Raw genomic sequence first — 14,038 nt, forward strand, 5'->3', positions numbered from 1 at the left:
GAGTACGAGATGCACCAGCCCGTCCGCGCCGCCCGGGGCACCACGCGCACCGCGAAGGGGTGGCCGCAGGAGGCCGCCCTGCGGATGCTGATGAACAACCTCGACCCGGAGGTGGCCGAGCGCCCGGAGGACCTGGTCGTCTACGGCGGCACCGGGAAGGCGGCCCGGGACTGGCCGTCGTACCACGCGCTGGTGCGGACGCTCACCGAGCTGCGCGAGGACGAGACCATGCTGGTGCAGTCGGGACGCCCGGTCGGGGTGATGCGCACGCACGAGTGGGCGCCCCGGGTGCTGCTGGCCAACTCCAACCTGGTCGGCGACTGGGCCACCTGGCCGGAGTTCCGCCGCCTCGAATCGCTCGGCCTGACCATGTACGGGCAGATGACCGCCGGCTCCTGGATCTACATCGGCACCCAGGGCATCCTCCAGGGCACCTACGAGACGTTCGCCGCGGTCGCCGCCAAGCGGTTCGGCGGGTCGCTCGCCGGCACGCTGACGCTCACCGCCGGCTGCGGCGGGATGGGCGGGGCGCAGCCGCTCGCGGTCACCATGAACGGCGGCGCCTGCCTGGTCGTGGACGTGGACCGGACCCGGTTGGAGCGGCGGGCGCACGACCGCTACCTGGACGAGATCGCCGACTCGCTGGACGACGCGGTCGAGCGGGCCCTCGCCGCGAAGCGGGACCGGCGGGCGCTGAGCGTCGGTGTGGTCGGCAACGCCGCCACCGTCTTCCCCGAACTGCTGCGCCGGGGCGTCGCGATCGACGTCGTGACCGACCAGACCAGCGCGCACGACCCGCTGTCGTACGTGCCGGAGGGGGTGGATCTGGCCGACGCGCGGGACTACGCGGCGGCCAAGCCGGCCGAGTTCACCGACCGGGCGCGGGCCTCCATGGCCCGGCACGTCGAGGCGATGGTCGGCTTCCTCGACGCCGGCGCGGAGGTCTTCGACTACGGCAACTCGATCCGGGGCGAGGCGAAGCTCGGCGGGTACGAGCGGGCGTTCGACTTCCCCGGCTTCGTGCCGGCGTACATCCGGCCGCTGTTCTGCGAGGGCAAGGGCCCGTTCCGCTGGGCCGCGCTCTCCGGCGACCCGAAGGACATCGCCGCCACCGACCGGGCCATCCTCGACCTGTTCCCGGAGAACGACTCCCTGGCCCGGTGGATCCGGATGGCCGGCGAGCGGGTCGCGTTCCAGGGCCTGCCGGCGCGGATCTGCTGGCTCGGCTACGGCGAACGGGACCGGGCCGGGGTGCGGTTCAACGAGATGGTCGCGTCCGGTGAGCTGAGCGCGCCGGTGGTGATCGGCCGGGACCACCTGGACTGCGGCAGCGTGGCCAGCCCCTACCGGGAGACCGAGGCGATGGCCGACGGCTCCGACGCGATCGCCGACTGGCCGCTGCTCAACGCGCTGGTCAACACCGCCAGCGGCGCGTCCTGGGTGTCCATCCACCACGGCGGCGGCGTGGGGATCGGCCGCTCCATCCACGCCGGCCAGGTCTGCGTGGCCGACGGCACCGAGCTGGCCGGGCAGAAGATCGAGCGGGTGCTCACCAACGACCCGGCGATGGGCGTGATCCGGCACGTCGACGCCGGCTACGACGACGCCCGCGAGGTCGCCGCGCGCACCGGCGTGCGCGTCCCCATGGCCGAGGCGTAAGGAGGGGCCCCTTGTTAACGCATCCTGCATGGAAAGGGTCCCTTCCTCACCGGTTCCGGGAGCTGTGGGACGAGATCGCGCCGATCGGGCGGGACGCCGGCAGCGGCGGCTACCTGCGCTACGCGCTGACCGAGCCGGAACTCACCCTGCGCGCCTGGTTCCGGGACCAGGCCGACCGGCGCGGCATGCCCGTGTCCGAGGACGGCAACGGCAACATGTTCGCCTGGTGGGGCGACCCGACGGCCGGCGACGCGGTGCTCACCGGCAGCCACTTCGACTCGGTGCCGCACGGCGGGGCGTACGACGGGCCGCTCGGCATCGTCAGCGCGTTGCTCGCCGTGGACGAGCTGCGGGCCGCCGGCGTCACCCCGGTCCGGCCGGTGGTGGTGGCCGCGTTCGTCGAGGAGGAGGGCGCGCGGTTCGGCGTACCCTGCCTGGGGTCGAGGCTGCTCACCGGCGAGATCGACGTCGACCGCGCGGCCGGGCTGCGCGACCACGCCGGGGTGAGCTTCGCCGACGCGCTGGGCGACCGGCCGGCGGGCGCCGACCCGGCGCTGCTCGGCCGCTTCGCGGCCTTCGTCGAGCTGCACGTCGAGCAGGGCCGCGCCCTGGTCGACGCGGACACGCCGGTCGCGGTGGCCTCCGCGATCTGGCCGCACGGCCGGTGGCGGTTCGACTTCACCGGCGAGGGCAACCACGCGGGTACGACCCGGATGGCCGACCGCCGCGACCCGATGCTCACCTACGCGTTCACCGTGCTCGCCGCGAACAAGGAGGCCCGGCTGCGCGGCGCGCACGCCACCGTCGGCCGGGTGTCGGTCGAGCCGAACGCCACCAACGCCGTCCCGTCGCGGGTCACCGGCTGGCTGGACGCCCGGGCGGCCGAGGCGGACACGCTGTACGGTCTGGTCGAGGCGGTACGGACCAAGGCCGCCGAGCGGGCCGGCCGGGACGGCACCGCGCTGACCTGCACACAGGAGTCGGCGACCCCGCTCGTGGCGTTCGACGGTGGGCTGGCCGGGCGGCTGGTCACGCTGCTCGACGCGCCGGTGCTGCCCACCGGCGCCGGCCACGACGCGGGGGTGCTGGCGGCGCACCTGCCCACCGCGATGTTGTTCGTGCGCAACCCGACCGGGGTGTCGCACTCCCCCGCCGAGTCCGCCACCGACGCCGACTGCGCCGCCGGGGTCGCCGCCCTGGCCCGGGTGCTGGAGGAGCTGGCATGCCGTTGACCCGCTGGCTGGCCGAGTACGCCTGGCTGCCCGACCACGCCGAGCCCACCCCGGACGTGCTGATCGAGGCGACGGACGGGCGGCTCACCGCCGTCACCCCGCTGACCGGCGGCGGGTCGCCGGCCGCCGGGGTGGAGGTGCTCGGCGACGCCACCCGGCTGCCCGGGCTGACCCTGCCCGGGCTGGCCGACGCCCACTCGCACGCGTTCCACCGGGCGCTGCGCGGGCGCACCCACGACGGGCGCGGCGACTTCTGGTCCTGGCGGGACCTCATGTACTCGGTCGCCGCCCGGCTCGACCCCGACTCCTACCTCGCGTTGGCCCGGGCCGCGTACGCGGAGATGGCGCTCGCCGGGATCACCTGCGTGGGCGAGTTCCACTACCTGCACCACGGCCCCGGCGGCACCCCGTACGACGACCCGAACGCGATGTCCGCCGCGCTGGTCGAGGCCGCCGCGCACGCCGGCATCCGGCTCACCGTGCTCGACGCCGCGTACCTGACCGCCGGGGTGGACGGCGCGGAGCTGGTCGGCCCGCAGCGCCGGTTCGGCGACGGCGACGCGTTGCGCTGGGCGGAGCGGGTCGACGCGTTCCGCCCGGCCGACGAGCACGTCCGGCTCGGCGCGGCGATCCACTCGGTCCGCGCGGTGCCCGCCGAGCAGCTCGCCACCGTGGCCGGCTGGGCCGACCGGCACGGGCTGCCGCTGCACGTGCACCTGTCCGAGCAGCCGGCCGAGAACGACGCCTGCCGGGCCGTGCACGGCTGCACCCCGACCCGGCTGCTCGCCGAACACGGCGTGCTCGGCCGGCACACCACCGCCGTGCACGCCACCCACCCGACCGCCGCCGACGTGGCGCTGCTCGGCGACAGTCGCACCGGCGTCTGCCTCTGCCCCACCACCGAGCGGGACCTGGCCGACGGGATCGGCCCGGCCCGCCGGATGGCCGAGGCGGGCAGCCCGCTCAGCCTGGGCAGCGACAGCCACGCCGTGGTGGACCTGTTCGAGGAGGCCCGCGCGGTGGAGCTGGACGAGCGGCTGCGCACCCGGAAACGGGGGCACTTCAGCGCCGCCGACCTGGTCACCGCCGCCACCGTGGGCGGGCACGCCGCGCTCGGCTGGGGCGACGCCGGCCGGCTCGCCGTCGGCGACCGGGCCGACCTGGTGACGGTACGGCTGGACAGCGCCCGCACGGCCGGCGTGCCGCCGGTCGGCGTGTTCTTCGCCGCCACCGCCGCCGACGTGACGCACGTCGTGGTGGACGGCCGGACCGTGGTGGCCGACGGCCGGCACCTGACCGTCGACGTCCCCACCGAGTTGCGCGACTCGATCGCGGCGGTGTTGTCGTGATCGGCAGCCTGCTGGTGGACCACATCGGCGAACTGGTCACCAACGACGGGCGGGGCGGCGACCCGCTGGGCGTCCGCCGCGACGCCGCCCTGCTGATCGAGGACGGCGAGGTGGCCTGGGTCGGGCCGGCCCGCTACGCGCCCGCCGCCGACCGGCGGATCGACGCCGACGGCGCGGCCGTGCTGCCCGGCTTCGTGGACAGCCACGCCCACCTGGTCTTCGCCGGTGACCGGGCCGCCGAGTTCGCCGCCCGGATGGCCGGCGAGCCCTACACCGGCGGCGGCATCCGGACCACCGTCGGCGCCACCCGCGCCGCCTCCGACGACGACCTGCGCGCCACCGTGCGCCGGCTGCGCGCGGAGATGCTGCGGCAGGGCACCACCACCGTCGAGATCAAGAGCGGGTACGGCCTGAGCGTCGCCGAGGAGGCCCGCTCGCTGCGGATCGCCGCCGAGTTCACCGAGGACACCACGTTCCTCGGCGCGCACGTGGTCCCCGCCGAGTACGCCGACCGCCCGGACGACTACGTGGGCCTGGTCTGCGGCCCGATGCTGGCCGCCGCCGCGCCGTACGCCCGCTGGATCGACGTGTTCTGCGAACGGGGCGCGTTCGACGCCGACCACGCCCGGGCGATCCTCGCCTGCGGGCAGGCGGCCGGTCTGGGCGTGCGGCTGCACGCCAACCAGCTCGGCCCGGGGCCGGGCGTCCAACTCGGGGTGGAACTGGGCGCGGCCAGCGTGGACCACTGCACCCACCTGACCGACGCCGACATCGACGCGCTCGCCGGTTCGACCACCGTCGAGTGGCTCTCCGGGCCGCCGACCAACACGGTCGCCACGCTGCTGCCCGGGGCGGAGTTCTCCACCCGCTCGCCCTACCCGGACGCGCGCCGGCTGCTCGACGCCGGCGTCACCGTGGCGCTGGCCACCGACTGCAACCCCGGCTCGTCGTACACCTCGTCGATGCCGTTCTGCGTCGCGCTCGCCGTACGCGAGATGCGGATGACCCCGGCGGAGGCGGTGTGGGCCGCGACCGCCGGTGGGGCGGCGGCGCTGCGCCGCACCGACGTGGGCCGGCTGACCCCCGGGGCCCGGGCCGACCTGATGATCCTCGACGCCCCCACCCACCTGCACCTGGCCTACCGGCCGGGTGTGCCACTGATCCGCCAGGTTCTGCACAACGGAGTGCCGCGATGACCACCGTGACCATCCTGTCCACCGGGATCACCCCCGCCGACGTGCTCGCGGTCGCCCGCGGCACCGCCAAGGTCGTGCTCGACCCGGCCGCCACCGAGGCCATGGCGACCAGCCGGTCCATCGTGGACGGCATCGAGGCCGCCGGCCGCCCGGTGTACGGCGTCTCCACCGGGTTCGGGGCGCTGGCCAACACGTTCGTCGCCCCGGAGCGGCGGGCCGAGTTGCAGCACGCGCTGATCCGCTCGCACGCGGCCGGCGTGGGCGCGCCGATGCCCCGCGAGGTGGTGCGGGCCATGATGCTGCTGCGGGTGCGCTCGCTCGCGCTGGGCCGCTCCGGCGTCCGCCCGCTGGTCGCCGAGGCGCTGGTGGACCTGCTCAACCACGAGGTCACGCCCTGGGTGCCGGAGCACGGCTCGCTCGGCGCGTCGGGTGACCTCGCGCCGCTGGCGCACTGCGCGCTGGTGCTGCTCGGCGAGGGCTGGGTGCTCGGTCCGGCCGGCGACCGGATCCCCGCCGCGGACGCGCTGCGCCGGGTCGGGCTGGCGCCGGTGTCGCTGGCCGCCAAGGAGGGACTGGCGCTGATCAACGGCACCGACGGTATGCTCGGCATGCTGCTGCTGGCCGTCCGCGACGCCCGGCACCTGTTCGCCATGGCCGACGTCACCGCCGCGCTGGCCATCGAGGCGATGCTCGGCTCGGAGCGGCCGTTCCTGCCCGAGCTGCACGCCATCCGCCCGCACCCCGGGCAGGCCGCGTCGGCGGCGAACATCCACCGGCTGCTGCAGGGTTCGGCGGTGATGGACTCGCACCGCGACGACCTGGCCCACGCGGTGCAGGACGCGTACTCGATGCGCTGTGCCCCGCAGGTGGCCGGCGCGGCCCGGGACACGCTCGACTTCGTCGAGGTGGTCGCCGGCCGGGAGCTGCTGTCCGTGGTGGACAACCCGGTCGTGCTGCCCGACGGGCGGGTCGAGTCGACGGGCAACTTCCACGGCGCGCCGCTCGGCTTCGCCGCCGACTACCTGGCCATCGCCGCCGCCGAGGTGGGCGCGATCGCCGAACGGCGGGTGGACCGGCTGCTCGACGTGGCCCGCAACCGGGACCTGCCGGCGTTCCTCTCCCCCGACGCAGGGGTGAACTCCGGGCTGATGATCGCCCAGTACACCGCCGCCGGCATCGTGGCGGAGAACCGCCGGCTGGCCGCCCCCGCCTCGGTCGACTCGCTGCCCACCAGCGGCATGCAGGAGGACCACGTCTCGATGGGCTGGGCGGCCACCAAGAAGCTGCGCACCGTGCTGGACAACCTGACCAGCCTGCTCGCGGTGGAGCTGCTGGCCGCCGTACGCGGACTTCAGCTGCGGGCGCCGCTGGAGCCGTCGCCGGCGGGCCGGGCGGCGCTGGCCGCGCTCGGCGGGGCGATCGGCGAGCCGGGGCCGGACGTGTTCCTCGCCCCGCTGATGGAGGCGGCGCGCGAGGTGGTGCGCGGGCCGGCGCTGCGGGCCGCGATCGAACGCGAGGTCGGCCCGCTCGGCTGACCGGTCAGGCCCGGCTCCACCGCAGCATCCCGCGCAGCGGATCCGGGTCGTCGTCACAGAGCTGCGTGAAGCGCAGAGTCAGTGCGGTGAGGGCACCGTCGGCGTCGTGGGTGGCGGTGTCCACCACCAGGTCGCCGGTGACCTTGTTGCAGGCGCGACCGTTTCCGCTCACCGACAGGGCGGCCTTGACGGGGTTGCCGGCGGCGCCGTAGCCGACGGGGTACCAACCCGGCTGCCAGACGGGAGCCCATCCGGGCTGACCCGCGAGGAAGTTCCAGGTCTCGCTGTAACCGTCGCCGAAGCTCAACCGCACCCCGGCCGCCGACCAGTCCGCCCGGGCGGCGGTGTCCACCGCCAGCAGCCGCGTCTGGCCCTGCCCGACGAACTCGCCCGGGGCGGAGGCCAGATAGAGCCAGTTGCCGGCGGCCGGCACCGCACCGGCGGGCGGCTGCCACGGATAGGTCGAGGGATCCTTCGCGGGAGCCGGCACGGTGGCATCGTCCCGCTGGTAGCGGACGAAGCCCCGCGTCGGGTCCAGCGAGTCGGGGCAGAACTGCTCGAAGCGCAGGACGAACCGGTCCAGCGTGCCGTCCCCGCCCCGGGCCACGTCCTCCAGCACGAAGGTGGCAGTCGCGTCCGGGCTGCTGCAACTGGTCCCCGCACGCCCGGCGTCGAAGCCCGGCACGCCGTACTGGTAGCCGTGCACCGTCCAGGCGCCGGCGACGATCGGGCTGACCCGGTCACCACTGGTGGTCAGGCGCAGGGAGGCGTCCCGGTCGCCGTCGAGATCCACCCGTAGCTCCCCGTCGCTCTCCACGACCTTGACCCCGGCGGTGGCCAGGGTGTCGTACGTGCTGATCCCCTGGCCGGCCCAGTCGCCGATGCTGCTCTCCAGGTAGACGGCGGTGGCCGGCCCGGACAGCACCGGCTCCGGTGCCGTCCACGGCAGCGGTATGTCGTCGGCGTCGTCCCGGAGGATCCGGACCTGACCCCACGGGTCGCCGATCTGCGCGTTGCCCGCCGACAGCGGTTTGAGCAGCAGGGTCTCCAGCGGCTCCGGCGACACGTCACCCTGGACGGTCAGCGGGATGGAACCGGAGGTGGTGCTGCCCGGGAGGGTGAGCGTGCCGCCGGCAGCGGCCACGTCCTCGCCGGTCCGCGCGGTGTACTGCGAGCGCAGCTCCCAGGTGAGGGAGGTGGACTTCTTCGCCGGCACCGGAAGCGTGACCGGCACCGCGACCCGGACGGATCCGGAGTCCGGTTCGGGAACCGTGACGTCGCCGATCACGAACCCGGCGGGCACGCCGTCGAAGACGGCGTCCCGGATCACGACCCGCCCCACCGCACGCTCGACGCCGGCGCCCGCGACGGCGCTGACCTCGACGGTGGCGACCTGGTCGAGCGTCTCCGTCACGCCGTCCCCGCGCACCTGCACCGGGACGGACGTGGCCTGCTGGCCGGCCGCGATCGTGCCGGTGCCGGACCCGAGCACCAGGTCGGCGCCGTCCGCCGTGCCGGCCCGGACCGCCCAGGCGAAGGTGACCGGCGCGGTCGCCGGCCGGTCCAGCACCACCGGCACCGCGGCGCGGGCGTCGGGCGCACCGCCGATCGGCTCCATCAGCCGAATGTCGCCGACGCCGAGCGCGGGCGACGTGGTCGCGGCGGCCGGCGCGGCGCCGACGGCGACCGACGCCCCCACCACCAGGACCACCGGCAGGACACGACACAGTGGACGAACGAGCATGGCGCTTCCCCCGTCGAGAAGGGCCCGACGCTCGGGACGGGCCTGCACCGACGGTATGGCCGGGGTCACCCGTCCGCAACCGGACGCGGCCCGACGGCCGTCGATTCCGCCGCCGTCGCCGCCCTCAGCCGGTTGCGGGGAGCACCTTGGCGACCAGCTTGGCCAGCTCGCGCAGCGCCTTGCCGCGGTGGCTGACCGCGTCCTTCTCCTCGGGCGTCAGCTCGGCGTTGGTCCGCTCCTGCCCGTCACCCAGGAAGATCGGGTCGTAGCCGAACCCGCCCTCGCCGCGCGGCGCGCGCAGCAGCCGGCCCGGCTGCCGGCCGTCGACCAGGTGCTCCTTGCCGCCCGGCAGCACCAGCGCCACCGTGCAGACGAAGGCCGCGCCCCGGTGCTCGTCCGGCACGTCGGCCACCTGGTCCAGCAGGAGCTGGAGGTTGGCGCGGTCGTCGCCGTGCCCGCCGGACCAGCGGGCGCTGAACACCCCGGGCATGCCGTTGAGCGCGTCCACCGCGATGCCGGAGTCGTCGGCGATGGTCGGCAGGCCGGTGCGCCGGCAGCCCTCCCGGGCCTTGATCAGCGCGTTCTCGCCGAACGTCAGGCCGGTCTCCGGCAGCTCCGGATATTCCTCCACGTCGTCGAGGCCGAGCAGGGCGATCCGGTGGGCGCCGAGCGCGCCGTCCAGGATCCGCTGCAACTCGACGAGCTTCTTGCGGTTACGGGTGGCCAGGAGCACCTTGTTGTCGGTCACAGGTTCAGCGCCTTCCGCTGCGCGTCGGCCAGTTCCAGGCAGCCCGCCACGCCCAGGTCGAGCAGCGCGTCGAGCTGGTCGCGGGCGAAGACGCCGGCCTCGCCCGTGCCCTGCACCTCGACGAAGTCGCCGGCGCCGGTGCAGACCACGTTCATGTCGACCTCGGCGGTCACGTCCTCGGCATAGCAGAGGTCGAGCATCGGCTCGCCGCCGATCACACCGACGCTCACCGCGGACACCGAGCGGTGCATCACCTTCTCCACCTTGCCGGTGAGCGCCTTGCGCTCGGCCAGCCAGGTCACCGCGTCGTACAGGGCGACGTACGCGCCGGTGATCGCGGCGGTGCGGGTGCCGCCGTCGGCCTGGAGCACGTCGCAGTCGAGCACCACGGAGTTCTCGCCCAACGCCTTCAGGTCGACGCAGGCACGCAGGCTGCGGCCGATCAACCGGGAGATCTCGTGGGTGCGCCCGCCGACCTTCCCCCGGACGCTCTCCCGGTCGGAGCGGGTGTTGGTGGCGCGGGGCAGCATCGCGTACTCGGCGGTCACCCAACCCAGCCCGGAGCCCTTGCGCCAGCGCGGCACGCCCTCGGTGACGCTGGCCGTGCAGAGCACCCGGGTCGCGCCGAACTCGACGAGCACCGAGCCCTCCGGGTGGGTGCTCCAGCCCCGGGTCAGCGTCACCGGTCGGAGTTGGTCGGGCCGCCGCCCGTCAGGTCGCGCCATGCCTGCACCCTATGCGGTGCGGTGACCGCCCCGCCCGCGGGTGCCGCCGGCCGGTCAGATGTCGTAGCTGGCGCCCGCCCGGACCACCTCGAGCGGCCCGGCGAACGCCCCGGCCGCCGACTCCACCGTGTGCGACTCGCTGCCCCACGCGGGGACGAGGTGGGTGAGCAGCAGCCGGCCCACCCCCGCCTTGGTGGCCGCCTCGCCGGCCTCCCGGCCGGTCAGGTGCAGGTCCGGCGGGTTGTCCACGCCGTCCATGTAGCTGGCCTCGCAGAGGAACACGTCGGCGTCCTGGGCCAGCCGCAGCAGCGCCTCGCAGGGCGCGGTGTCGGCGGAGTAGCAGAACACCCGGCCACCGTGCTCCAGCCGCACCCCGTACGTCTCGACCGGGTGGTTCATCCGGTCGACGGTGACGGTGAACGGGCCGATCGGGAACGTGCCCGGCTGCAGGCCGTAGAACTGGTAGACGTCCTCCACCGAGCCCTCCTCCTGCCCGTACGCGCTGGCCAGCCGGTCCGGCGCGCCGGAGGGGGCGTACATCGGCAGAGGCGGGTACGGGCCGTCCGGCGCGTACCGGCGCACCACCACGTAGGACACCGCGTCGAACATGTGGTCGCAGTGCAGGTGGGTGAGGAGGACGGCGTCCGGGGCGTGCAGCCCGACGTAGCGCTGGAGCGTGGAGAGCGAACCCACCCCGAAGTCGATCAGGAGCCGGAAACCGTCGGCCTCCAGGAGGTAGGCGGAGCAGGGGGACTCGGGCCCGGGGAAGCTGCCCGCGCAGCCGAGGACGGTCAGTCGCATCCGGTTGCCTCGATCTCACGGTGGGTAGTCGACGCGTCGGAAGTCGCCCCGCCGTTGATCTCTACCGACGCGCTCGCCACGCTGCGCAGCCTACGCGTCGGCCCGGTCGGGCAAGAATCATCTGCCGGAAGTTGTCATCAACGTGACACCCGTACACGTCTGGTCCCGGGAGATGACGACGGTCCGGCCGGCGACAGTCGCCGACCGGACCGATCGTCGGGCCGTCAGGCCCAGAGCTGACCCTCCAGGGCGTCCTCGGCGTCCGCGAGGGTGCCGCCGTACGCCCCGGTCGACAGGTATTTCCAGCCGCCGTCGCAGACCACGAAGGCCACGTCGGCACGGCGGCCGTCGCGGACCGCCTCGTGCGCCACGGCGAGCGCGGCGTGCAGGATCGCGCCGGTCGAGAACCCGGCGAAGATCCCCTCGACCTCGACCAGCTGACGGGTCCGCAGCACCGCGTCCCGGGTGCCGACCGAGAACCGCCGGGACAGCACCCCGGCGTCGTACAGCTCGGGCACGTAGCCCTCGTCGATGTTGCGCAGGCCGTAGACCAGCTCGCCGTAGCGCGGCTCGGCCGCCACGACCTGGATCCCGTCGACCTTCTCCCGCAGGTAGCGGCCGGTGCCCATGAGCGTGCCGGTGGTGCCCAGCCCGGCCACGAAGTGGGTGATGCCCGGCAGGTCGTGCAGCAGCTCCGGCCCGGTCGTCTCGTAGTGCGCCCGGGCGTTCGCCTCGTTGCCGTACTGGTAGAGCATCACCCAGTCCGGGTGGTCGGACGCGATCTGCTTGGCGGTGGCGACGGCCTGGTTCGAGCCGCCGGCGGCCGGCGAGAAGATGATCTCCGCGCCGTACATCCGGAGCAGTTGCACCCGCTCGGTCGAGACGTTCTCCGGCATCACGCACACCAGCCGGTAGCCCCGCAGCTTCGCCACCATGGCCAGCGAGATGCCGGTGTTGCCGCTGGTCGGCTCCAGGATGGTGTCGCCGGGGCGGAGCCGGCCGGCCTCCTCGGCCGCGCGGACCATGAACAGGGCCGCGCGGTCCTTGATGCTGCCGGTCGGGTTCCGGTCCTCCAGCTTGGCCCAGAGCCGCACCGGCGGCGCGCCGTCGGGCACCGTCGGCGAGAGCCGCGGCAGCCCGACCAGCGGCGTGCCGCCGGAGGCGTCGAGCAGACTGTCGTACCGCGCCATGCCGACCCCCTAGCGGGCGGCGGTGGCGCGCGCCGCGACCGCGTGCGAGGCGATGGCCGCCGCCGCGGCGAAGCCGAACGCGCCGCCGGCCACGGCCGGCAGGATGGTCACGCTGTCGCCGTCGTTGAGCTTGGCGTCGAGCGCGCCCAGGAAGCGGACGTCCTCGTCGTTGACGTAGACGTTGACGAACCGGTGCAGCGCCCCGGCGTCGGTGACCAGCCGGGCCCGCAGGCCGGCGTGCCGGGAGTCCAGGTCGGTGAGCAGGTCGGCGAGCGTGTCACCGCTGCCCTCGACGACCTTCGCGCCGCCGGTGTAGCTGCGCAGGATGGTGGGGATGCGAACCTCGATGGCCATGGTGTCTCGTGCTCCTCGTTCGGGTCGTGCCAGGTGACGGACAGGGAAGATGTGCCGGCGCTGGGGTCAGCGGCCGGAACACTCGTAGTCGACCGTCGCCGGGCTCTGCCCGAACATGTAGGACTGGACGGCGTGCGGGTCCACGGCGGCATCCACGATCTCGACCGGCTCCTCGGTGACCACGCCGTCGACGATCCGGAAGGAGCGGATCTCCTCGGTGTCGGACTCACGGGTCGAGACGAGCAGGTAGTGCGCTCCCGGCTCACCGGCGAAGGAGACGTCCGTGCGGGACGGGTAGGCCTCCGTGGCGGTGTGCGAGTGGTAGATGACGACCGGCTCCTCGTCGCGGTCGTCCATCTCGCGCCAGACCCGCAACTGCTCCATCGAGTCGAACTCGTAGAAGGTCATCGAGCGGGCGGCGTTGTCCATCGGGATGTGCCGGGTCGGGGTGTCGCTGCCGGCGGGACCGGCGACCACGCCGCACGCCTCGTCCGGGTGGTCCCGACGCGCGTGGGCGACGATCGCGTCGATGATCGACCGGTCGATGCTCAGCACGCTGCCCAGCCTAGCGCCTGGCCGTCCCGGGCGGCGAGGTGGCGACCGTCACGGCTCAGTCGATGAGCGCGTTGAGCAGGGACTCCTGCAGATATCCGAGATAGGCGTAGACCGACAGTTGGAACACCCGGGACGAGGCCGGGTCCGCCGCGACCGCGTCGTCGAGCTCCTCGCCCAGGTCGGTGCCGTCCTTGATCTCCAGCCGGACGCCCATCGCCAGCCGGGCGTCGTTGAGCGCGCGCAGCCACGCCTCGGCCGCCTCCGCGTCCAGCCGCACCTCGCCCCCGGCGTCGCCGTCGGGCAACGCGGCCAGGATCGCGCCGGCCTGGTCGATCTTGGCGGTCTTGAGGTCGCCCTCGGTGTAGCGGCGGAACTCGGCCGTGCCGGCCGCGTCCTCCGGATAGACCTCGGGGAACAGCCGGCCGACCACCGGGTCACCGTGGTCGAAGCCGTCGGTCAGCAGCCCGACCACCTCGGAGGCGACCTTGCGCAGCACGCGCACCTCGTCGACGGCGAACGTCGCCACGTAGCGGTCGCCCCGGCGGCGGAACATGCTCATGAGCGGTCCACCGTCGCCCACAACCCGTACGCGTGCAACTGCGACGCGTCGTGCTCCATCCGCTCCCGGGCCCCGCTGGAGACCACCGCCTTGCCCTTGTGGTGCACGTCCAGCATGAGCTGCTCCGCCTTCTCCCTGCTGTACCCGAAGAGCTTCTGGAAAACCCAGGTCACGTACGTCATCAGGTTGACCGGATCGTCCCAGACGATGGTCACCCACGGCCGGTCGGAGACCGGCACCTCTTCGGTGTCCGGCGTCTCGACCGGCGCAACCTGTGGAGCCGCCATGCCCCCCATCGTGCCACCGGATCCGGGGAACCGATGAACTGGAACGGCGCGGCGGTCGGGATCACCCGCCCGGGCCGCGAACGTCGGCCCGGCCGCCCCCGCGG

The 14,038-nt window shown here is 74.2% G+C and carries 14 protein-coding genes; 5 read left to right on the top strand and 9 right to left on the bottom strand.

Annotation, left to right across the window (positions count from 1 at the left end):
• Positions 1 to 9: 9 nt before the first annotated feature.
• Genes hutU through hutH form a run of 5 tightly spaced genes read left to right on the top strand, consistent with a single transcriptional unit; the run spans position 10 to position 6,971 of the window.
• A complete protein-coding gene (hutU, locus tag COO58_RS01020) occupies positions 10 to 1,659 on the top strand; it encodes a urocanate hydratase (protein ID WP_098743465.1) in 1,650 nt (549 codons plus the stop codon).
• A gap of 11 nt (positions 1,660 to 1,670) precedes the next feature.
• Positions 1,671 to 2,891: an allantoate amidohydrolase gene (locus COO58_RS01025; RefSeq protein ID WP_098743467.1), complete on the top strand. Its 1,221-nt coding sequence runs from the start codon at positions 1,671 to 1,673 to the stop codon at positions 2,889 to 2,891.
• Positions 2,888 to 4,240: a formimidoylglutamate deiminase gene (locus tag COO58_RS01030; protein ID WP_176558844.1), complete on the top strand. Its 1,353-nt coding sequence runs from the start codon at positions 2,888 to 2,890 to the stop codon at positions 4,238 to 4,240. The genes COO58_RS01025 and COO58_RS01030 overlap by 4 nt, the downstream gene beginning before the upstream one ends.
• Positions 4,240 to 5,436: an imidazolonepropionase gene (gene hutI / locus COO58_RS01035; RefSeq protein WP_098746013.1), complete on the top strand. Its 1,197-nt coding sequence runs from the start codon at positions 4,240 to 4,242 to the stop codon at positions 5,434 to 5,436. Before COO58_RS01030 ends, hutI begins: the two co-directional genes overlap by 1 nt.
• Positions 5,433 to 6,971 carry a histidine ammonia-lyase gene (gene hutH / locus COO58_RS01040; RefSeq protein ID WP_098743470.1) on the top strand — a complete coding sequence of 513 codons (1,539 nt, stop codon included), beginning with the start codon at positions 5,433 to 5,435 and terminating at the stop codon, positions 6,969 to 6,971. Before hutI ends, hutH begins: the two co-directional genes overlap by 4 nt.
• Positions 6,972 to 6,975: 4 nt before the next feature.
• Here the strand turns inward: hutH and COO58_RS01045 are convergent, their stop codons facing one another.
• From COO58_RS01045 to clpS, 9 genes are all read right to left on the bottom strand, one after another.
• Positions 6,976 to 8,715 (bottom strand): hypothetical protein, encoded by a 1,740-nt coding sequence (locus COO58_RS01045; protein WP_141561837.1) that lies wholly within the window; start codon positions 8,713 to 8,715, stop codon positions 6,976 to 6,978.
• Positions 8,716 to 8,839: 124 nt separating this feature from the next.
• Positions 8,840 to 9,463 (bottom strand): RdgB/HAM1 family non-canonical purine NTP pyrophosphatase, encoded by a 624-nt coding sequence (gene rdgB / locus COO58_RS01050; protein ID WP_091581005.1) that lies wholly within the window; start codon positions 9,461 to 9,463, stop codon positions 8,840 to 8,842.
• Entirely contained in the window at positions 9,460 to 10,188 is a 729-nt protein-coding gene (rph, locus tag COO58_RS01055; RefSeq protein WP_091581009.1) for a ribonuclease PH, read from the bottom strand. The genes rdgB and rph overlap by 4 nt, the downstream gene beginning before the upstream one ends.
• 54 nt (positions 10,189 to 10,242) lie before the next feature.
• Positions 10,243 to 10,989 carry an MBL fold metallo-hydrolase gene (locus COO58_RS01060; RefSeq protein WP_091581013.1) on the bottom strand — a complete coding sequence of 249 codons (747 nt, stop codon included), beginning with the start codon at positions 10,987 to 10,989 and terminating at the stop codon, positions 10,243 to 10,245.
• A 224-nt stretch (positions 10,990 to 11,213) separates the two neighbouring features.
• On the bottom strand, positions 11,214 to 12,179 hold the full coding sequence (locus COO58_RS01065; RefSeq protein WP_091581018.1) for a PLP-dependent cysteine synthase family protein: 966 nt from the start codon (positions 12,177 to 12,179) through the stop codon (positions 11,214 to 11,216).
• A 9-nt stretch (positions 12,180 to 12,188) separates the two neighbouring features.
• Positions 12,189 to 12,533, bottom strand: a complete 345-nt coding sequence (locus tag COO58_RS01070) for a MoaD/ThiS family protein (protein WP_091581023.1) — start codon at positions 12,531 to 12,533, stop codon at positions 12,189 to 12,191.
• Between the two features lie 66 nt (positions 12,534 to 12,599).
• Positions 12,600 to 13,088 (bottom strand): Mov34/MPN/PAD-1 family protein, encoded by a 489-nt coding sequence (locus COO58_RS01075; RefSeq protein ID WP_091581027.1) that lies wholly within the window; start codon positions 13,086 to 13,088, stop codon positions 12,600 to 12,602.
• Positions 13,089 to 13,143: 55 nt separating this feature from the next.
• Positions 13,144 to 13,647: a DUF2017 domain-containing protein gene (locus tag COO58_RS01080; RefSeq protein ID WP_091584094.1), complete on the bottom strand. Its 504-nt coding sequence runs from the start codon at positions 13,645 to 13,647 to the stop codon at positions 13,144 to 13,146.
• Complete coding sequence (gene clpS / locus COO58_RS01085) at positions 13,644 to 13,934, bottom strand: ATP-dependent Clp protease adapter ClpS (RefSeq protein ID WP_091269570.1); 291 nt, start codon at positions 13,932 to 13,934, stop codon at positions 13,644 to 13,646. Before clpS ends, COO58_RS01080 begins: the two co-directional genes overlap by 4 nt.
• Positions 13,935 to 14,038: the final 104 nt, after the last annotated feature.

Source organism: Micromonospora sp. WMMA1996 (genome assembly GCF_002573675.1).
GTDB lineage: Bacteria > Actinomycetota > Actinomycetes > Mycobacteriales > Micromonosporaceae > Micromonospora > Micromonospora sediminicola.

Bases quoted from the DNA above. Each gene is read 5' to 3' on its own strand.
- hutU (WP_098743465.1), top strand. From the start codon at position 10: ATGCACCAGCCCGTCCGCGCCGCCCGGGGCACCACGCGCACCGCGAAG.
- hutH (WP_098743470.1), top strand. From the start codon at position 5,433: ATGACCACCGTGACCATCCTGTCCACCGGGATCACCCCCGCCGACGTG.
- COO58_RS01045 (WP_141561837.1), bottom strand. From the start codon at position 8,715: ATGCTCGTTCGTCCACTGTGTCGTGTCCTGCCGGTGGTCCTGGTGGTG.
- rph (WP_091581009.1), bottom strand. From the start codon at position 10,188: ATGGCGCGACCTGACGGGCGGCGGCCCGACCAACTCCGACCGGTGACG.
- COO58_RS01060 (WP_091581013.1), bottom strand. From the start codon at position 10,989: ATGCGACTGACCGTCCTCGGCTGCGCGGGCAGCTTCCCCGGGCCCGAG.
- COO58_RS01065 (WP_091581018.1), bottom strand. From the start codon at position 12,179: ATGGCGCGGTACGACAGTCTGCTCGACGCCTCCGGCGGCACGCCGCTG.
- COO58_RS01070 (WP_091581023.1), bottom strand. From the start codon at position 12,533: ATGGCCATCGAGGTTCGCATCCCCACCATCCTGCGCAGCTACACCGGC.
- COO58_RS01080 (WP_091584094.1), bottom strand. From the start codon at position 13,647: ATGAGCATGTTCCGCCGCCGGGGCGACCGCTACGTGGCGACGTTCGCC.
- clpS (WP_091269570.1), bottom strand. From the start codon at position 13,934: ATGGCGGCTCCACAGGTTGCGCCGGTCGAGACGCCGGACACCGAAGAG.